Annotated in this window: 24 protein-coding genes and 2 tRNA genes; 12 read left to right on the top strand and 14 right to left on the bottom strand. The window is 45.6% G+C overall.

Features of this window, described 5'->3' with window-relative positions:
• A partial coding sequence (locus B5D26_RS14265; RefSeq protein WP_143833105.1) for a helix-turn-helix domain-containing protein occupies nucleotides 1-291 on the bottom strand: 291 nt, incomplete at its 3' end.
• 60 nt (nucleotides 292-351) lie between these two features.
• On the opposite strand from B5D26_RS14265, the gene B5D26_RS14260 reads away from it, so the two are divergent.
• Nucleotides 352-642, top strand: coding sequence for a tetratricopeptide repeat protein (locus B5D26_RS14260; protein WP_327196257.1), 291 nt, complete (start codon nucleotides 352-354; stop codon nucleotides 640-642).
• Nucleotides 643-821: 179 nt separating this feature from the next.
• On the opposite strand, the gene B5D26_RS14255 is transcribed toward B5D26_RS14260, so the two are convergent.
• The 6 genes from B5D26_RS14255 to B5D26_RS14235 all read right to left on the bottom strand — a co-directional run bounded on the left by B5D26_RS14255 (nucleotide 822) and on the right by B5D26_RS14235 (nucleotide 5,762).
• On the bottom strand, nucleotides 822-1,184 hold the full coding sequence (locus B5D26_RS14255) for a TfoX/Sxy family protein (RefSeq protein WP_078746391.1): 363 nt from the start codon (nucleotides 1,182-1,184) through the stop codon (nucleotides 822-824).
• Nucleotides 1,185-1,238: 54 nt separating this feature from the next.
• On the bottom strand, nucleotides 1,239-1,400 hold the full coding sequence (locus B5D26_RS16220; protein ID WP_159445675.1) for a hypothetical protein: 162 nt from the start codon (nucleotides 1,398-1,400) through the stop codon (nucleotides 1,239-1,241).
• A gap of 42 nt (nucleotides 1,401-1,442) precedes the next feature.
• The gene (locus tag B5D26_RS14250; RefSeq protein ID WP_078746390.1) at nucleotides 1,443-2,231 is read right to left on the bottom strand and encodes an ABC transporter ATP-binding protein; all 789 of its coding nucleotides are present in this window, start codon (nucleotides 2,229-2,231) and stop codon (nucleotides 1,443-1,445) included.
• Nucleotides 2,232-2,430: 199 nt separating this feature from the next.
• Nucleotides 2,431-3,891, bottom strand: coding sequence for a membrane-bound lytic murein transglycosylase MltC (gene mltC / locus B5D26_RS14245; RefSeq protein WP_078746389.1), 1,461 nt, complete (start codon nucleotides 3,889-3,891; stop codon nucleotides 2,431-2,433).
• A gap of 47 nt (nucleotides 3,892-3,938) precedes the next feature.
• On the bottom strand, nucleotides 3,939-4,943 hold the full coding sequence (locus B5D26_RS14240; protein WP_078746388.1) for a serine/threonine protein kinase: 1,005 nt from the start codon (nucleotides 4,941-4,943) through the stop codon (nucleotides 3,939-3,941).
• Between the two features lie 33 nt (nucleotides 4,944-4,976).
• Nucleotides 4,977-5,762 (bottom strand): ComF family protein, encoded by a 786-nt coding sequence (locus B5D26_RS14235; protein WP_078746387.1) that lies wholly within the window; start codon nucleotides 5,760-5,762, stop codon nucleotides 4,977-4,979.
• 132 nt (nucleotides 5,763-5,894) lie between these two features.
• On the opposite strand from B5D26_RS14235, the gene bioB reads away from it, so the two are divergent.
• The 9 genes from bioB (at nucleotide 5,895) to rhtB (ending at nucleotide 12,372) form a co-directional block, all read left to right on the top strand.
• The gene (gene bioB, locus B5D26_RS14230; RefSeq protein ID WP_078746386.1) at nucleotides 5,895-6,986 is read left to right on the top strand and encodes a biotin synthase BioB; all 1,092 of its coding nucleotides are present in this window, start codon (nucleotides 5,895-5,897) and stop codon (nucleotides 6,984-6,986) included.
• A 118-nt stretch (nucleotides 6,987-7,104) separates the two neighbouring features.
• Nucleotides 7,105-8,292 (top strand): 8-amino-7-oxononanoate synthase, encoded by a 1,188-nt coding sequence (gene bioF, locus B5D26_RS14225; RefSeq protein WP_078746385.1) that lies wholly within the window; start codon nucleotides 7,105-7,107, stop codon nucleotides 8,290-8,292.
• Entirely contained in the window at nucleotides 8,289-9,071 is a 783-nt protein-coding gene (locus B5D26_RS14220; protein WP_078746384.1) for an alpha/beta fold hydrolase, read from the top strand. Before bioF ends, B5D26_RS14220 begins: the two co-directional genes overlap by 4 nt.
• Nucleotides 9,068-9,862, top strand: a complete 795-nt coding sequence (gene bioC, locus B5D26_RS14215) for a malonyl-ACP O-methyltransferase BioC (protein WP_159445674.1) — start codon at nucleotides 9,068-9,070, stop codon at nucleotides 9,860-9,862. The genes B5D26_RS14220 and bioC overlap by 4 nt, the downstream gene beginning before the upstream one ends.
• A 13-nt stretch (nucleotides 9,863-9,875) precedes the next feature.
• Nucleotides 9,876-10,574, top strand: a complete 699-nt coding sequence (gene bioD / locus B5D26_RS14210; protein WP_078746382.1) for a dethiobiotin synthase — start codon at nucleotides 9,876-9,878, stop codon at nucleotides 10,572-10,574.
• A gap of 74 nt (nucleotides 10,575-10,648) precedes the next feature.
• Nucleotides 10,649-10,732: transfer RNA gene (locus B5D26_RS14205), tRNA-Leu, on the top strand.
• 62 nt (nucleotides 10,733-10,794) lie between these two features.
• Nucleotides 10,795-10,879: transfer RNA gene (locus B5D26_RS14200), tRNA-Leu, on the top strand.
• 302 nt (nucleotides 10,880-11,181) lie between these two features.
• Complete coding sequence (locus tag B5D26_RS14195) at nucleotides 11,182-11,721, top strand: 2-thiouracil desulfurase family protein (RefSeq protein ID WP_078746381.1); 540 nt, start codon at nucleotides 11,182-11,184, stop codon at nucleotides 11,719-11,721.
• 30 nt (nucleotides 11,722-11,751) lie between these two features.
• Nucleotides 11,752-12,372 (top strand): homoserine/homoserine lactone efflux protein, encoded by a 621-nt coding sequence (gene rhtB, locus B5D26_RS14190; RefSeq protein ID WP_078746380.1) that lies wholly within the window; start codon nucleotides 11,752-11,754, stop codon nucleotides 12,370-12,372.
• Between the two features lie 87 nt (nucleotides 12,373-12,459).
• On the opposite strand, the gene mtnC is transcribed toward rhtB, so the two are convergent.
• From mtnC to B5D26_RS14175, 3 genes are read right to left on the bottom strand one after another with little or no spacing between them, the layout of a single operon-like run.
• Nucleotides 12,460-13,143, bottom strand: coding sequence for an acireductone synthase (gene mtnC / locus B5D26_RS14185; RefSeq protein WP_078746379.1), 684 nt, complete (start codon nucleotides 13,141-13,143; stop codon nucleotides 12,460-12,462).
• Nucleotides 13,140-13,694, bottom strand: coding sequence for a 1,2-dihydroxy-3-keto-5-methylthiopentene dioxygenase (locus B5D26_RS14180; protein ID WP_078746378.1), 555 nt, complete (start codon nucleotides 13,692-13,694; stop codon nucleotides 13,140-13,142). Before B5D26_RS14180 ends, mtnC begins: the two co-directional genes overlap by 4 nt.
• Nucleotides 13,691-14,317 carry a methylthioribulose 1-phosphate dehydratase gene (locus B5D26_RS14175; protein ID WP_078746377.1) on the bottom strand — a complete coding sequence of 209 codons (627 nt, stop codon included), beginning with the start codon at nucleotides 14,315-14,317 and terminating at the stop codon, nucleotides 13,691-13,693. Before B5D26_RS14175 ends, B5D26_RS14180 begins: the two co-directional genes overlap by 4 nt.
• A 171-nt stretch (nucleotides 14,318-14,488) precedes the next feature.
• Here B5D26_RS14175 and tsaA point away from each other — a divergent pair, with 171 nt between their 5' ends.
• Entirely contained in the window at nucleotides 14,489-15,226 is a 738-nt protein-coding gene (gene tsaA / locus B5D26_RS14170; RefSeq protein WP_139776685.1) for a tRNA (N6-threonylcarbamoyladenosine(37)-N6)-methyltransferase TrmO, read from the top strand.
• Between the two features lie 74 nt (nucleotides 15,227-15,300).
• Here tsaA and phaR read toward each other — a convergent pair whose 3' ends face one another.
• Entirely contained in the window at nucleotides 15,301-15,750 is a 450-nt protein-coding gene (phaR, locus tag B5D26_RS14165) for a polyhydroxyalkanoate synthesis repressor PhaR (protein ID WP_078746375.1), read from the bottom strand.
• 303 nt (nucleotides 15,751-16,053) lie between these two features.
• Between phaR and B5D26_RS14160 the strand changes: the two genes are divergently transcribed.
• Nucleotides 16,054-16,437 carry a hypothetical protein gene (locus B5D26_RS14160; RefSeq protein WP_078746374.1) on the top strand — a complete coding sequence of 128 codons (384 nt, stop codon included), beginning with the start codon at nucleotides 16,054-16,056 and terminating at the stop codon, nucleotides 16,435-16,437.
• Between the two features lie 14 nt (nucleotides 16,438-16,451).
• On the opposite strand, the gene B5D26_RS14155 is transcribed toward B5D26_RS14160, so the two are convergent.
• The 3 genes from B5D26_RS14155 to B5D26_RS14145 form a co-directional block, all read right to left on the bottom strand.
• Entirely contained in the window at nucleotides 16,452-17,063 is a 612-nt protein-coding gene (locus B5D26_RS14155; protein ID WP_078746373.1) for a YigZ family protein, read from the bottom strand.
• Nucleotides 17,060-17,527, bottom strand: a complete 468-nt coding sequence (locus B5D26_RS14150) for a LexA family protein (RefSeq protein ID WP_078746396.1) — start codon at nucleotides 17,525-17,527, stop codon at nucleotides 17,060-17,062. Before B5D26_RS14150 ends, B5D26_RS14155 begins: the two co-directional genes overlap by 4 nt.
• 152 nt (nucleotides 17,528-17,679) lie before the next feature.
• Nucleotides 17,680-18,513, bottom strand: a complete 834-nt coding sequence (locus B5D26_RS14145) for a mechanosensitive ion channel family protein (RefSeq protein WP_078746372.1) — start codon at nucleotides 18,511-18,513, stop codon at nucleotides 17,680-17,682.
• Between the last annotated feature and the right edge of the window lie 4 nt (nucleotides 18,514-18,517).

Below are 18,517 nucleotides of genomic sequence, written 5' to 3'. Positions count from 1 at the left end.
AATCTGCTGTGGAGAGAACCTCTGACGCAGCATCAAAATCACGAGGTCAAACAGTTCATTACCCTGAGCAAGCTTTTTCACTGGTCGACAGCCTACTCTTCGAGCCTGACGGTTGGCTTGAGCCTTAGGTGCTTCGTATAGGCCATCGGCAAGCTGGTTACGACGAATCTCTCGACTGATTGTTGAGGGGCTTCGATCAAGTAGGCGAGCAATACTTCGCAGACTGAGATTGTGAAGCAGGCCAATTTGAATAGTGGCACGCTCTTCTATGTTGAGTTCTTTGTATGTCATAACAACACCTTACCCGATATTGGATTAGGTGTTGCACTCAGAATTTGCCGCTAAGAGGTTATAAAGAAAATAAGATTAAAGCCTTTTATTGGGGCGACACCTTGGCTAAAGTCAAGTTTTGGCCTTATATACCATTCTGGTATAGGCGTGAAGCAAGATCCGGAAAAAGCTTTCAGGTGGTTTAAAAAAGCCGCTGAACAAGGCAATACAAAAGCCCAATATAATCTTGGCTTAATGTATCGTAGTGGCCTTGGGGTAGAACAAGATATGGTTAAAGCAGTAATGTGGTTTAAAAAAGCCGCTGAACAAGAACTGGTTCAAGCTAAAAACATATTAAATATATTAAGCTAATATAAAAAATAAACTTGTGAATAGTAAGCAGCAATAATCTATCAAAATCGACTATTTAATTAATATTATTGAATCAGAAATTACACACACTCCAATTTAAAACCCGCTTTATTTCAAATAAATATGAGTAATGTCTGCTGCATCCAGAAATACTGAAGACACGACTGAGATTCACGCGGCTAAGGCCGTGCAGTTGGCAATCGTTTCTGATTAACCTTCGGCGGCAGTGCGCTCACAAACACCAGTACCTGATCTAGCCACCATTTTAAGTCAGTGTCTTCTGAGAAACCCTGCGTTTCGACGATTAACATGCCCTTCATAGGACGACCTGTAAAGTCCATCTCACGAGCATAGGGTTTGGTCAGCAGTATTGCATAAAGATCAGGCCCAGTACGCAGCATCAGTTCATCTTTGACGATGCCACAGAGCATATTGCCGTCATGCAAAAAACACAGCCCACCGAACATTTTCTTTTCGGTAATATAGAGATTACCCCTGAGTTGCTCACGAATACGCTCCGCTAAGCCTGTGTCATACGCCATGAGGAGACTCCTAACGAGTTAAATTTGTTCATTAAAATCGGCCCCTCTACAAGACTACTCCGGCCAAACGCTTTGACCATCGACAGGTAACCCTATTTTGTCTAAATAGCTGCCGTAACCATCTGTAGACCTAGACCTGTTTGAGGCACTGTGCTCTTCGCCACAGCCCACTAAAAATAACAGGCCAATCACCCTGCCCCATACCGATACCTTCATCAACATTCCTTAAAGATTCATGCCATTCTAGGATGACAGACTTTACGCAGGGTAAACCTGATAAAAACCATCTTGCTCCATTAACTTCAGCGCAATACCGTAAAGCGCACTGAGGTTGTCGGTGGTTAAAACCTGTTTTTTGTCGCCATCGGCAACAATACGCCCCTGCTTCATCAATATGATGCGCTGCACTTCAGGAATAATCTCTTGCACATGATGGGTAGCAATAATCAAATTGGTACCCGACTGTACCAATTGACGCATGGTAGCAATCAGTTCAAAAGCCGCTTGTAAGTCAAGGCTGTTGGTAGGCTCATCAAAAATAAGGGTCGAAGGTTGATGAATCAGCGCCCGAGCCAACAGTAATCGGCGCTGTTGGCCTGTGGACAAACGTTGAAACATTGTTTCGCTAAGCCCTTCCAGATGAAGATCAGCCATCACCTGATCCACCCGCAGCTGCTGTGCGTCTGTTAAGTTTAAGTGGCTGTGTACACCAATCGCCCCGAATAACCCCGAAGCAACCACATCCCGACCTTTGGTATAGGGGGTATAAAGGGCTTGCAGGTCTTGAGAGACCATGCCAATCCATGTTCTCAGCTGCATGAGGTTGATCTGCGATTGCCCTTTGATCAACAGTTGGCTGTCAGGTTGGTCGACATGATAAAGATCTCGGGTCAGCAGCTTTAACAAGGTGGATTTACCACAGCCATTAGGCCCTAAAATAGCGACGCTTTCCCCTTCATGAAGGGTAAGATTGAAGCCATTTAGAACCTGACGTTCACCACGAAACGCCGAGAGATTATTTAACACTGCCAGAGGGGTCGTTAGCATAGCGATTCAGCCTTGATAGTGAAGGAGTACGGTCGTCAATCTACGACTTGATCGTACATGCTTTATACCGGAACTAGGATTTAAACCGCAAACCCCTTCATCAGAGGTTGTGTGTTGATTCTGGCGTCAGGGGTGATGCAGGCGTTTACACAAAGCAGGCGCAGCCCGAACAGGATTCGGGCTGGCTTAAAACCTCTTTTTAATTACTGGCAACTGCGGTGCTTTGGTACTTTTGCTTGGCTTTCACAACTTTCTCAATATAATGCCTCGATTCAGCACTTGGGTGATTTTTGTTTAACTTCAAATACACCTGTTGTGGCGACATGCTATTGATAACTGAAACGGCGCGCTTACGATCACTAGAGAAGGTTTTCAATACATTGCCTGCCCCACCGTTATAAGCTGAAATCACACAATATTCCCGCGATAGAGGATTTGTGACCCCTTTCAGATAAATATCATCCAGAATACTTAAGTAGGCTGTACCTGTATCAATATTATTGGTGACATTAAATAGATAACTACGATCAGGCTGACCACTTTTCTTTTTGATACGCTCAAACACGTCACGCCCTGCTGTACTTGGCACAACTTGCATTAAACCATAGGCAGGAATATGACTGGTGGCATAAGGGTTAAAGTGGCTTTCGGTTTCCATAATGCTGTAGATTAGCGATTCAGGAACATCGTAGCGCTGTGAAGCTTTACGCACGATCTCTTCATATTTTTGCCCCCGAACTTGCTCGTGGTTCGACTCCATTGGAATCTCTACACGGTAGACCTTTTTACCGCCAATGTTCAATGTTTGCAGTTTGTTCTCAACCAGCCAGTTAGCATAGCGCTTCGCACGCCACTCCCATTGCACAATAACGCCATCATGGTCTTTAACCTGACCTTCTAGCACCAGTGGACCTCGATAAGTAATATTTTTATCGCTGAATAGATCTGGGTCTCGGGCATCATCAGGTGTTAACAAGGTTTCCACAATCGCTTCTGACAGGCGCTGCTTATGGTCTTGTTCGTCAACGGTTTCAACAATAACGTTACCACCCGCAAAGTCGACTTCACCCCGGCTTTTATAGCCATCTTGGTATTTCACATACTTGTCATTGGTAGGTTCAGCAACGTTACCATCACCCCAATATTTACTGGCTTTCTGGCGTAGTTGCTGCACTTTTTGCTCGTAAGCACGGTACTCTTTTTCAATCTGATCTTTATATTGCTCATACTCTTTTGCCAAGGCTGGAAAACGGGCAAGCCAAGCAGCAGGCTCATCTTTAATAAGTGGTTGCTCATTCAACAAAGGCGTTTCATCAGACAAAGGCTGATTATCATCTGATAAGGGCACTGAGAATGGTTGTGAAATAGGCTCAATGGCTGCCGCTATAGGTGCGGGCGTAGAAGGCATCGCCATTGGCTTAGGCGTTGCTCTAGGTGTTGGCACACTGACAGGCTCAGGCGCTTTAGCAACAAAACCACCAGGCGGTGGTAAAGGCACTAAGCTTTTTGGGGCAGGCGCTTGCATCTCTACCACAGAAGTTCGGCTTCCCACGCAGCCCGTCAACAGTAAAGTTGAAGCGGTTAAGCCCAGTACAATACCTTTCATCAGCATAAGACGCTGTTTGGAAAGAGGTTGGTTTGATGTTGTTTTGTTCAGCATCCAAATACCTTTAAAAGCGCTCGCTCTGGCTATTTAAACAAAGAAAATTAGTACTGCGTTAAACTCAAAGAAGGCATAGACAACTGTTGTAGTTGCTGCTCTAAACTACGAATATGCTCCGACCACCATGCTTCTCCGCCAAATTGAGGAAAGGCTTGTATAAAGGCTGGATCGGCACGACGCTGTGCCAACCATCCGCTGTAATAGACTATCCGCAATGCCCGTAATGGTTCAACCAGCTGTAGTTCACGGGCTGGAAACTCACGATATTCTTCATAGCCTTCAACTACCTCACTTAACCAACGTTGTTGTTGCTGTTGATCTCCGGTTAATAACATCCAGATATCTTGCATAGCGGGGGCCATGCGACAGTCGTCAAAATCAAGCAGTACAAGGGCATCGTCACGCCATAGCATATTGCCCATATGGCAGTCGCCTTGTGTTCGAATCAAAGGTGCTGCACAAGCATTAAAGCGCTGCTCCACCTCGGCTAAAATCTGATCGGTGACCTTTAAATAGCGTTTTTCATAAGCTTGTAGTAACTGGCTGTCGAGTACTTGTTGCTGTGCCACTCGGCCATAGTCTTTTACAGATAAGGTAGGGCGATGTTGAAAAGCTCGCAACTCAGAAGTTTGATGTAGACGTCCTAAAAAGCGTCCTAGTTCAAATAGATGGTTTTCATTATCCAGCTCAGGGGCGTGACCACCTTTTCGAGGAAATAAAGCATAGCGATAGCCGTTGAAGTTGAACAAGCTTTGGCCTTCAAGCTGCATTGGTGCAACAACGGCTAAACCCGCTTCAACAAGCTCTTGACAAAATTGGTGCTCTTCTAAGATTTGCGCTTCAGACCAGCGCTCAGGTCGATAAAACTTCACTATCAAGGGCACAGCATCTTCAATGCCTACTTGAAAAACACGGTTTTCATAGCTGTTTAATGCTTGAATACGCCCGTCACAATAAAACCCTAAATGCTCCACCGCATCCATCACTCGACTTGGGTCTAATTGGTAATAAGGTTGATCTTGATTAAAAACAGAGGTCAGTTCGGTCATAGGGTTCCAGCACAGCAATTAAAAGGCGGTCTATTAAGGTGTTAGCGGCGTACGCGCCAATGCCCAAATATACACTTCGGCAGCACCATTATCCCTTAATAGCTGTGCAATCACACGCGCCGTTGCTCCAGTGGTCATCACATCGTCTACCACCGCTATTCTTTGTCCCTCAACAGACTGTGTCAGTTGAAAACTATCGTGTAAGTTTTGCTGCCGCTGCTCTCGATTAAGCACCTGCTGCTTTTCAGTCACCTTTGTTTTCACACAAAGTTTTGGATTAAAGTGGCAGCTCAGTTGATGCGACAAAGCATCAGCCAGCAACGCAGCAGGATTAAAACCACGACTGAAACGACGTGTAATATGAATAGGGACTGCCATTACTTGATCGGGACGCTGGAACTCCAACTCTGAAAAATTATCTCGTAATCGCTCAGCTAATAACTGAGAGAGCAGCTGACCATAAATCATCTGCCCATCATCTTTAAAACGGCTAATCAGGCGATCTAAAGGGTAAGCATAAAGATAGGGGGCGTAAGTACGACTAAAGGCAGGCTGGTCAGCTTGGCAGCTGGCACAAATTGCTTGATGCTCAAAGTTAGGCTTTGCGGTAAATGGCTCAGCGCATTGCACACAAGGCTCTCGATTTAAGGCAAGGCTTTGCTCACAGCCCGAACAAAGCGCAATATTGTCCTGTGCAATGGCTAAACAGGCCAAACAACGCCCACCCATCAATCTATGTTTAAAAAGCCCAACACTTTTATTAAACAGACTATTATCGGTTCTGGCTGAGCGACTCTTGCGATCAAACAATTTAAACACAGCACCATCCCTAATGAACGTGTAATAAATCCATCTTCGTCAACCTTAAAAGCCAAATCTGGTTGACAGCTTGTAATAGGCATTTATTATGCTTGCCATTGTTCTACGATTCAACGCATAACAGGAATCTAAATGACCACTTTAACTGCAACCCGTCACGATTGGACACTAGAAGAAGTTCAGGCACTTTTTGCTTTACCACTGAACGATCTACTGTTTAAAGCTCACAGTATTCATCGTGAGAACTTTGACCCAAATGCGGTACAGGTCAGCACCCTGCTTTCAATCAAAACTGGCGCATGCCCTGAAGATTGCAAATATTGTCCACAAAGCGGTCACTACAACACAGGCCTTGAAAAAGAGCGCTTGATGGAAGTTCAGCAAGTGCTAGAGCAAGCCAAGGCAGCCAAGGCAAGTGGTGCCAGCCGTTTTTGCATGGGCGCGGCGTGGAAGTCGCCTAGTAAAAAAGATCTACCCTATGTGGTTGAGATGGTTAAAGGTGTTAAGTCATTAGGGCTAGAAACCTGCATGACGCTGGGCATGTTAGACAAAGAACAAGCCTCTGAACTGGCACAAGCCGGCTTAGATTATTACAACCATAACTTAGACACCTCTCCTGAGTTTTACGACAAAATTATCACCACGCGCACCTATCAAGACCGTTTAGATACGCTGTCTCATGTGCGTGATGCGGGTATGAAAATCTGCTCAGGCGGTATTTTGGGCATGGGCGAGAAAGAATCAGACCGTGCCAAACTGCTGATTCAGCTATCAACTTTAGCACCGCACCCAGAAAGTGTACCGATCAATATGTTGGTTAAAGTGGAAGGTACACCGCTTGATCAAGTTGAGGCACTAGACCCTATTGAGTTTGTCCGTACTATTGCGGTGGCGCGTATTATGATGCCTGCTTCTCATGTGCGTTTATCCGCAGGTCGTGAAGAGATGAGCGACGAGATGCAAGCGATGACCTTCTTCGCAGGTGCCAACTCTATATTCTACGGTGAGCGTTTGCTAACCACGGCCAACCCTCAGGCAGAAAAAGACAAAATGCTATTCACTCGCCTAGGCATTCACCCTGAGCGCCGTGAAGTATCAGTAGACGAAACCGTACATGAAGCCGCGCTACAAGAAGCCTTGGACGGACAAAACAGCCAGTTCTACGATGCCAGCGCAAGCAACAACGGCACCCGTGAGCGTAAACCTTGCGGTTTAGTGGTTTAATATTTTCGGCCTCTAACCTAGACATTTTTAGCAAGTTTGAGGTTTAAGCCGTTCAAATCATAAGTGGGTCAAAGCGACCCACTTTACTCTTTTATCAACACCGCCGGACACCGTCATCATGTCTGCTTTTGATAGCCTTCGCACCACGTTAACCGAGCGCCAACAGGCACATCTATACCGTACCCGTCGTACACTTGGGCAAGCCCAGCAACCTGAAACGGTGATTGACGGTAAGCCGATGCTCACCTTTTGCAGTAATGATTATTTAGGATTAGCCAATGACCCTAGAGTGGTGGCGCGCTTTCAGGCCGCAGCCTCTACTTATGGCGTGGGCAGCGGTGCTTCACATTTGGTGAATGGCCATAGCGAAGAGCATCATCAGTTAGAACAAGAACTGGCAGCGTTTACAGGACGAGATCGCGCCCTGCTGTTTTCAACAGGCTTTATGGCGAATTTGGGTACGATTCAAGCCTTGGTCGACAAACCCGATGCGGTGTTTGAAGACCGGCTTAATCATGCCTCCCTCTTGGACGGTGGCTTGCACTCTGGCGCGAAATTTCAGCGCTATTTACACAACGATGTGGACAACCTGACTCGTCGATTAGAAAAAGATCAAAGCCGTCGCCGTCTGATTGTAACCGACGGAGTGTTCAGCATGGATGGTGACTGCGCCCCTATTGGCGAGTTGGTCAACTGCGCCCAGCAACATAACGCTTGGTTGATGGTGGATGATGCCCACGGCTTCGGTTGCATTGGCAGTAAAGGCCAAGGTTTAGTGGCTGAACACTTTGATCAAAACCAAGTACAAGTGTTAATGGGCACTCTAGGTAAAGCCTTTGGTACCAGTGGTGCTTTTATCGCAGGCAGTGAAACCTTAATTGAAACCTTGATTCAGTTTGCCCGGCCTTATATCTACACCACCGCAATTCCTCCTGCGGTAGCTGCGGCCACTCGCACCAGTTTGCAGTTGGTTCAAACCGAGCCTGAACGTCGCACACAGCTTAACAAACTGATTCAACGTTTTCGCCAAGAAGCAAAAGCACTGGGTTTAACCTTGATGGACAGCCCAACACCCATTCAACCGATTGTTTTGGGCAGCGAAACTGAAACCCTTGCATGGAGCCAAGCACTAGAGGCTGAGGGCTTGCTGGTCACCGCCATTCGCCCACCCACCGTTGCCAAGGGCAGCGCACGCTTACGCATCACTTTTAGCACCAGCCATACCGACGCTCAGTTAGATCGTTTATTAGATAGCTTAGATAAAATTTGCCAACAGCGTGGCCTTCCCAACGGTATTCAGCTATGAGCAATGCTATCGCTAAAAACAACGGTATCGAACTGGTTTTATTCCACGGTTGGGGCGCTAGCCGACAGGTCTGGCAACCCTTGATCAGCCTGTTAACAACACAAGCTGAAGCAATAGGTATTAAGCTTCAATGCCACAACTTGAGTTTACCGGGTTATGATGGCCTGCCCGCTTTAAAGCAAGCCAATGCCCTTGATGAACTGACCCAAACCCTACTGGTGCAACTGCCAGAAAAAGCCCATTGGTTGGGCTGGTCATTAGGCGGTAATGTAGCGCTACATATTGCAGAGCAAGCCCCTGAGCGCGTGCAACAGATGATATTATTGGCGAGCAACCCCTGTTTTGCCCAACGAGAGGATTGGTCGCTAGGTATGCCGCAAGACATGCTGTCACAATTTCAGGCAGATTTTGCCCAGCAACCCAATAAAACCTTAAGCCGATTTCAAAGCTTGCAAGCACAAGGTGAAACTGATTTTCGTGGCATCAAGAAACAGTTCGCCACATTAAATAACACAGCGCCCGCCGCAGATCTATCAAGCCTAGCCGCAGGCTTATCTTGGCTGGCCGAGCTGGATCAGCGCCAACCCTCAGCGGCTATTGTGGATAAACTGCACTGGATACTGGCAGAGCACGATGCCCTTGTCCCTGCGACTGTCGCTGAAAACGTACAAGGCAAAGCTTATGTGCTAGAAAATTGTGCCCATCTGGTATTGCTGAGCCAGACCGAGCAGCTAGCCCAAACCGTATTAACCATTCTCCAGCAGGAGGTAAGCGCTTGAACCTTTCCAAAAGCCAATCAAGCCGCCCACCTATTGATAAGCTAAAAGTCGCCAAGTCTTTTGGTGATGCCGCCGCGCATTATGATCAACTGGCCGAGGCGCAAAAGCGCATCGCAGGACGTCTATTAAACCTATGCCCAAAAGCTGAACATATTTTAGACATTGGCTGCGGCACAGGTTACTGGACACGCCAGTTACGCGACCACTGCCAAGCGGAGCAGGTCATCGGCTTAGATCTTGCGCAAGGCATGTTAGATTACGCGCAAAAAGTAGGGGACAACGCTACAATCCAATGGCTTTGTGCTGATGCGGAGCAACTACCACTGCCTGAGCAGAGCCTTAATCTGATTTTTTCCAGTCTCGCCATTCAGTGGTGTGAAAACACCCCTGCACTTTTTGCAGGCATTCACCGTAGTCTGAAAAAGGGTGGTCAAGCCTTTATCGCCACTTTAGTACCCGGCACTTTATCTGAATTGGCGCACAGTTGGGCGCAGGTCGACCAAGCGCAGCATGTGAATCAATTTATCCCCTCGGAAGTACTGATTGAACAGCTGCAAGCGCAAGATTTAACGGTGCTCAATGCAGAGCAATACACTGAAACATTATACTATCCTGATCTGAAAGCAGTTTTCGCCTCAATTAAGGGCATTGGTGCGCACCATGTTCAAGGTGAAAACCACCTGACAGGACGACAAGCCCTACTCAAGTTGAAAGCCGCTTACGAACAGCAGCGCACAGATCAAGGTTTACCTGTCAGTTACCAAGTGCTTATTTTGCATCTACAACGCTAAGGCTCTTTTTTCAATGAAAACGTATTTTGTCACCGGAACCGATACCGACGCAGGTAAAACCTTTGTATCTGCGGCACTTTTACACCGTGCGTCTAGCTTAGGCTACCAAACGCTAGCACATAAACCCGTCGCAGCAGGCTGCGAGCAAACGCCAGAGGGTTTAAGAAACAGTGATGCGCTCACGCTTATGGCCGCTATTAATGAAGCAGATGTAGATTATGAAATGATTAACCCCATCGCTTTAGAGCCTGCCATTGCGCCACATATCGCTGCGGCGGAATCAGGTAAAAGTCTATCCGTAGGTCGCTTAGCGGGCTTTGCCCGTGGCTTAATGATGTCGAAAAGCGATTTGTTGTTAATTGAAGGTGCTGGCGGCTGGCGCGTCCCGCTTAATCAGCAGGAAACCTTGGCAGATCTGGCAAAATCTCTGAAAGTGCCTGTTATTTTAGTAGTGGGTATGAAACTGGGCTGCATCAACCATGCACTGCTAACCGTTGAAGCGATTCAGCGTGATGGCCTGACCTTAGCAGGCTGGGTTGCCAATCAGATTGATCCTGATATGGCTCGTTTTCAAGAAAATCTCTATACACTCAATCAGATGATTCCTGCACCATTGCTGGCCAATATTCCTTATATTACAGGCAGCAATTGGCAGCAAGCTGGTGCTAAATTTTCAGAGGAAGCGGTGCGCTATCTTATTGATAAAAAATAATTTTAATTATTTTGTAAAAAACTCTAGGCGCCTATTGACCGCCTAGAAAACTTATATATAATACTCCTCGTACTGCGGGAGTGGTGAAATTGGTAGACACGCCAGATTTAGGTTCTGGTGCCCTAGGTGTGAGAGTTCGAGTCTCTCCTCCCGCACCATCTCTCCTCAAGAGATGGTCGTGGTGCAAAGTTTAAAGCTGATGATAAATCGGTTATGTAGTGCGGAAGTGGTGAAATTGGTAGACACGCCAGATTTAGGTTCTGGTATCGCAAGGTGTGAGAGTTCGAGTCTCTCCTTCCGCACCATAAGTTTCTGAAAAATCTTATCCCCCTTCGTTATATCCAAGAACATCTTCAATATAAAATTCACACCTTATTTAGATTAAAATCAATCATGTAATTACTTACTTTTTGATGAATAAAATCTGAATGCGCTCAAAAACCCAGCAATTGACAATCCTGACTGAGCGATACCCAAAAAATTGCTGTTGGCTGTCAGCGAGCAGTTGCTCAGCTTAAAACTTAAATCTAGTCGAGCACTTTCTTAGCTATATTCCCCACTTGCAAAAACCCTGATAGACTGCCTTTTTAAGCGAGGTAGTAGAATTATGAGCCAACACAAAGTGCTTGTTAGCGCCTGCCTTCTGGGTGAGCGTGTACGCTATGACGGCTCTAGCCGTCCGGTTGCACATGATATCTTAGAACAATGGAAAGCTGAGCAGCGTATTGTTTCAGTTTGCCCTGAAACACTTGGTGGCCTATTGGTGCCAAGGCCTGCCGCAGAAATTGAGAGCGGTTTTGATGGTCAAGATATTGTGCAAGAAAAAGGAAAAGTCATTACCAAACAAGGACACAATCTTAGTCAGTACTTTGTTCGTGGTGCTAGACGCACCCTTGATATAGCCAATGGACAAGATATCAAAGTCGCCATATTAAAAGCCAATAGTCCATCCTGCGGTAACGAGCATATTTATGATGGCCAGTTTGCCCGGCAAACCAAATCAGGCATGGGTGTTACGGTGGCAACATTAATTGGCGCGGGTATTAAAGTCTTCAATGAGCATCAACTTGATGCGGCACAAGCTTACCTGCTGACTCTTGAGACAATTGCTGAACAGACTCAAGACTCAACTGAAGCCGCCATTTAATTTTCTACACTATCCAATATAGAGCAGATCATGACGTTAGAACTGTTTTTAGCCTTTTTAGTAGCCTCATTGCTAATCAGTATCTCTCCAGGTGCAGGTGCGGTGAACACTATGAGTAACGGCCTAAAGTATGGCGTATGGCAATCACTGCCTGCCATTCTAGGGCTACAACTCGGCTATGGCGCACAAGTGGTGATTGTGGGTGTTGGCTTAGGTGCACTTTTAGCTTCATCTGAGATAGCCTTCTCTACCGTGAAATGGCTAGGGGCTGCATACCTGATTTGGTTGGGTTATCAAAAGTGGCGTGAACAACCTGTCGCCTTAAAAGAGGGCGAGGTTAGCACTCCAGTGTCTGCACAGAAACGTTTCTGGCAGGCGGCTTTTGTTAACTTGGTGAACCCTAAAGCGACGGTCTTTTTGGTGGCGCTGTTTCCACAATTTTTAAATGCAAACATGCCTCAGTTACCGCAGTTTCTAATCATGGGCACCACGCTATTGATCGTTGATATTGTGGTGATGATCGGTTACGCCTCATTGGCGGCGAAACTGAGCACGTGGTTCAAAGATCCTAAGCATCAAAAAAGCCAAAACCGTATTTTTGGTGGTATGTTTATCGCGGCAGGTTCTGCATTAGCCTCTTATAACCGCTAATACTGCGACTATTGCAGCAATAGCGATCAAACAAAAAAGGTATTCAACTCGAATACCTTTTTTGTATCAAACGTGAACACACCTAATTTAAATAGCGCTCAAGTCGATCTCTTTAAAACTAGCAACCTGTGTGTGCTCACCCACCACCATATTCGGCTCTCGCACTAACTGTACAGTTTTAATACCCACTTGCTGCGCCGCATCCAGCTCTTCAACCACATCAGACAAAAACAGAATCTCTTCTGCGGCTAAGCCGATCTGTTGCACTATAGCCTGATACGACTGCGCTTCACGTTTACCACCGACTTGAGTGTCGAAATAACCTGTAAACCAAGGGGTTAAATCACCAAACTCACTAAAACCAAACAGTAGTTTCTGGGCATAGACCGAGCCAGAGGAATAGATATACAAGGCTAAACCTTGCTCGCGCCAAGCCTGTAACTGCTGATGTGCATCGTCATAGACATGGCCTTTATAAGCCCCAGTTTTGTACCCAGTATCCCAGATTAAACCTTGTAGCGCTTTTAATGGCGTGATTTTTTGATCTGCTTCTATCCATGTAATCAACTGAGCAATCACTGCGTCTAAATCGGCGTCCGGCTTCTGCATTTCAGCTTTTACCGCTGCAACCTGTTCTGCTACCGCAGGCTGTGCTTGCTGCTGACGCACAAACTCAGGCAGGTGCTGTTTTGCATAAGGAAACAGCACCTGATGAACAAAATGAATAGAACCTGTTGTGCCTTCAATATCGGTGACTATGGCTTTAATCATGCCATGAGATCCTCAAAACGTGGAAACTGATCCGCTATTTTATCTTCAGTATATTGTGCGACCCAGCCCTCTGGATTGGTGAACAAACGCACACAAGTGAAGTCAGGCTCAGCCCCCATATCAAACCAATGTTTTGTACCCGCAGGTACTGAGATCAAGTCTTCTTGCTGGCAGCCTACCGCATAGATTTCATCGTCAAGGTGCATGTAAAACAAGCCGCTACCGCGCACAAAAAAGCGTACTTCATCTTCGCTATGAATATGCTCTGATAAAAATTTGGCACGCAGTGCAGCCTTATCTGGATGTTCGGGGGTTAAGCTGATCACATCAGCCGTTTGAAATCCATGCTCCGCTTTTAAGCGCGCAACTTCTGCGGTGTAGGCGGCCAAAATTTCATCTTGATTTGCTACGGCACTTAACGGCTGACTGGCCTGCCAACGCTCAAAACGCACGCCTTTAGCGCCTAGAGCAGCCATAATCTGGTTGCCATCTTCTAGTATACGCTTTGGCTCTGTTGGATTGGCTGCATCAAATACTTGTAAAAAACTCATCTTGCCACCTTTAATAGTTCCAGCTCACAGGCCATTAAAAATTCCATCGCTTCAATATGACGCAACGTGTCGGCCATCGTTTTCCCCCAAGTATACAAACCATGCCCACGAATTAGGTAAGCGGGTGTATCTGGGTATTGTTCTAAATAACTTAAAGACTGCCCTGCTAGAGTGCGAATGTCTTGGGTATTTTCAAAAATAGGTATCACCACTTGGCCTTCATGGCTGGTAACACCCGGAAACGCTTTTTGTAATTCATAGCCTTCTAACACCAGCTGGTCTTGATCTGCCAATAAACGTGTCAGTACCGTAGCCGCTTTTGAGTGCGTATGTAGCACAGCACCAATCTCGGCCTGCCATTCATAAAGCACACAATGCAACAGGGTTTCAGCGGAGGATTTTTGCTGACTCAACACTGGCTGACCTGCCAGATCAACAATCATAATATCCTCAGCTTTAAGTTGGCCTTTATGCTTGCCTGAGACGGTAATGGCCAGATGTTGTTCATCAATACGTGCAGAATAGTTACTGCTGGTGGCTGGAGACCAGCCTTCCCCGTATAAAAACTGTCCTGCGGCGATGACGTGCTGTGCCTGCGCGGCATAAGTTGCCAAATTGATCACAAATAAACCCTTTTTAATGGTGCTGCTTAACAGCTGATCAGCAGCACAGTGACAAATGCGACAGTTTATTGGAACAAAACTGTTTGATGCCGCATTTTCCCATAAGCCTGACAGTAGGCAAAACCAATCTTGCGTATAATGTGCGTTATCAAATGGGTGAGCGGTTATCAGATGACAAAACTAAACAACGATGCAGAATTTCAGTTTCAAGCAATTGGTTATATTCAATCTTGCTATAAAGAAAAATTTGGCGTACCTCGCCAACCCGGATTAGCCCCTGCCGCTACAGGACAACTGCGTTTAGTACCCCCCTATAATCAAGCGGCCGCGGTACGTGGCCTTGAGCACAGTAGTCACATCTGGCTACAGTTTGTATTTCACCAGTGCTTACGACAAGCTTGGAAACCCACTGTACGCCCCCCTCGTTTAGGTGGTAATGAGCGTGTCGGCGTATTTGCCACCCGCTCAACTTTTCGCCCTAACGCTATAGGCTTATCAGTGGTCAAACTTGATCAAATCGACACAGAAAATAATGAAGTGATCTTACACCTTAGCGGTTTAGATCTTGTGGATGGCACCCCTATTTTAGACATCAAACCTTATATTCCCTATGTGGATAAAGTAGATGAAGCCCACAACACTATGGCTAGTGATCAGCCTGAGATTAGAGCAGTACGCTGGACAACACCTGCGCTTGAAGAGCTAAAAGACTACGAGCAGAAACATGGCGTTTTTAAAGCGCTGGTAGAACAAGTACTGCAACAAGATCCAAGGCCTGCATATAAGAAAAACCAAGACGAGGAGAAGGTCTACGGCATTCACCTAGGGGAGGCTAATGTACAGTTTAAAGCACGGGCTGAGGAAACAGATCAAGAGCGTATCTATATTGAAGTGATTGCACTGAAGTAAAGGCCTACTACAGTGACAAATAAAGGCAGGCTCAGATAAACCGAGCCTGCTTTAGGCCGACAAACTAAGTAATACTATTCGTCGTCTTTTTTAGCTGCTTTCGGCTGAAAGCTCTGCCAAATTTTCATGTTCTGCTCTGCAACACGGCGCATCAACTCCATAGGAGTTGCAGTCATTGCCGTTTGCATTTGATCTCGTAGCGCCTTCTGCTGCTCTAAGAAAGTATTAATACTTTCTTCCAGATAGTTACTCATTGTGCCCTGCATACTATCACCGTAAAAACGGATCAGCTGTTGCAACACTTGGTTGCTGAACATTGGATTGCCAGAGGCCGGGTGTCCATTCTCCTGCTCGGTGATAATCTGTAGCAAGATATTGCGCGTGAGATCTTCACCGCTTTTGGAATCCTCAACACGAAACTCCTCTTTGTTGATCACCAGCAGTTTAATATCTTCCAGTGTTACATATCGGCTTTCTGACGTATCGTACAGCCGACGGTTGGCATACTTTCTGATGACTCGCAAATTCCTACTCTCTCTTCCAGCTTATAGTGGGCATTACCCTGCTTAATGGCCTATATTGTAGTCAGTTTCGGTGACTGCACAATGACTGTAGCGTATCCAAGGGTAAATAAATGCAGCCAAGCTCAACAGGGATAGCACTTCAACCGCTTTGATACTAGACTTTTGTCATAAAAACAAAATATTACTGACTTATTGTTATGAATAGTTGATGATCAAATTGAACCCAAACAGCCACTGCTGGCCCGTTATTGACCTCAGGCTATCTGTTGACTAATTTGTAGACCACCTTTTCAGGAGTGCGCCATGTTTCTTAAGATACGCAAAAATAGTGATATTTATATGCAAAACAACGAAAGCGGCAAGAAAGTTATAGTGCCGGTTTCCAGTAACTTTTATTTAAATCTGCAACAGGTTATTGAGATCTCTTCGTACAGTTTGAAAGATCCAAAAGAGAAAACTCAGCTGGATGGTTCAAGCATTCTGTTTGCACCAGGTACCCGAGTGCTTCACTTTACGATGACCAGCAACTTTAGTACCACAAAAGAGAAATCAAAGAATAATGAAGAAGGCAAACGTGGCCTGTTTGAAAAGCTATTCTATACACTCTATTTCCAACCCGACAATCTAGCTGAATTTGAGCGCATCAAAAGTGCAATTGACCAAAGCACTCTAAACCGTGACATGTAATCTCATTCAAGCGCCTAGGCTTCAGATAGGTACTTAAATGTAATTTGACCTTGGCCGACTTGTTGAAGTTTGTCGGCCAAAGTTTCAGGCTCCTCTAAACAACACTGAATCAGTACTTGATCAGAATAATCCACTGCAATGTTCTGCGCAGAAAGCTGCTGTAGCCAATGCCTGACATCAGACTCATATGCATAATCTGCAATAATAGAAACGCTATAAAGCGGCACCACCTCTACTCGTTCCAACTTTGCCAGCACTTCTTGAGTAGCCTGAGAGTAAGCCTTTACCAAACCACCTGTACCAAGCTTTATGCCGCCAAAATAACGTACAATGACAACCGCTATCTGACCAAGGCCACTGTGACTTAGAATATTCAGCATCGGCTTTCCAGCTGTACCTGAAGGTTCTCCATCATCGCTCATGCCACAAACTTGAGTATCATTAGGCGCACCAGCAATAAAGGCCGTGCAATGATGACGGGCATCTGGATACTCCGCCTTAACCGCACGAATAAAAGCTTGGCAAGACTCGATTGAGCTTACTGGTTCTGCGATTGCAATAAACAAACTACGCTTAATTTCCAGCTCAAACTCTGCACGAGCACGGGGTTTATAATAAGTTCTCATTGTAAAACCGCGTTACGCTTTAACCCCATGACAATCCCTAATACTTGAACATCTTCATTTCTTAAATGGATACTCGACATCGCACTATTAGCAGGCTCTAAGCGCACGCCATCACGGTCTATATACAAACGCTTCAATGTCACCTGCTGATTATTGATCATCACGACACAGGTTTCGCCACTTTCAACGCTTTGTCTCTGCTCAATAATAATGATATCACCATCATTAATGTTTGCTTCAATCATTGAATCGCCGCGTACTTTTAAAGCATAGGTTTGTTTTTTAACCAACTGCAAGGGCACTGAGATTTGCTCACTACTCTCGCAAATTTCCATTGGCAAACCAGCAGTTACCCAACCTAAGAGCGGGATTTTTTGCCAGCCCGTGTCCTGCCTAACATCAAGTACCGACCATAATTCGCAATCGAATGAACTACGCTGTAAAAATAAGAGATCATTAGCCATCTGAAGTCTGTCTACCATTCGCTATACAGAGTTTTTTTACTGTATATCCAAACAGCAATTTACACAACGATTTTACTAACATGATTGGCATATAAAAAAATGGGCAGCCTAAATAGGCCACCCATCGTTCATTTCACTTGCCTCGCTACCAACTAGTCAGCACTCTTTTGGCCATGTTGATAAAGATGCACATCACGCTGAGGGAATGGTATAGAGATCCCTTTCTCATCAAAAGTCAGCTTAATCTTTTCTGTTAAATCGAATTTGGTAGGCCAATAATCTGAAGCGTTCACCCAGAGCCTTACTGTGAAGTTCACCGAACTATCAGCCAGTTCACTTACCGCAACCAATGACTCCGGTTCTTTCAAACCACGAGGCTCTGCCGCTAAAATATCTTGTAGAACTTGCTTAACAAGACGAATGTCATCGTCATAACTCACCCCAACAACCAAATCTAAACGACGGGTTGGATGAGTAGAATAGTTCGTCACATTACCATTTACCAATGAAGCATTGGGCACAATGATGAGCTTATTATCCGGTGTTTTAAACTGTGTCGTTAAAATTGTAATTTTCTCAACTGAACCAGTAATACCTGCTCCCTCGATAACATCACCCTTTTTAAAAGGTCGCTGTGAAACCAATAAAATACCAGCAGCTAAGTTTTCCATAGAGCCTTTTAGGGCCAGCGCCACGGCTAAACCTGCCGCACCCAGTGCTGCTATCAGAGAGGTGGTATCGACACCGATTTTGCTTAACACCGAGATAAACAAAATAACTAAAAGTACAGAGTGAACAATTTGACCGATAAAGTTTGCAGCAGCCTCATCCAAAGACTTCTTATGCAGCAACGAAATTAATAGATTACGTGCTTTTTTCGTTAACCATAGACCAACAATCAGCAGTAATAATGCAGGCCAAAGCTTATCGCCCCACTGTAGTAGCAGATCTGTAAAGTCATCAAACTTTGAGTTAGAAAAATTCATTTTT

Source organism: Oceanospirillum multiglobuliferum (genome assembly GCF_900167095.1).
In the GTDB taxonomy this organism is placed as follows: domain Bacteria; phylum Pseudomonadota; class Gammaproteobacteria; order Pseudomonadales; family Halomonadaceae; genus Oceanospirillum; species Oceanospirillum multiglobuliferum.
This window is presented reverse-complemented; position numbering and strand designations above follow the sequence as displayed.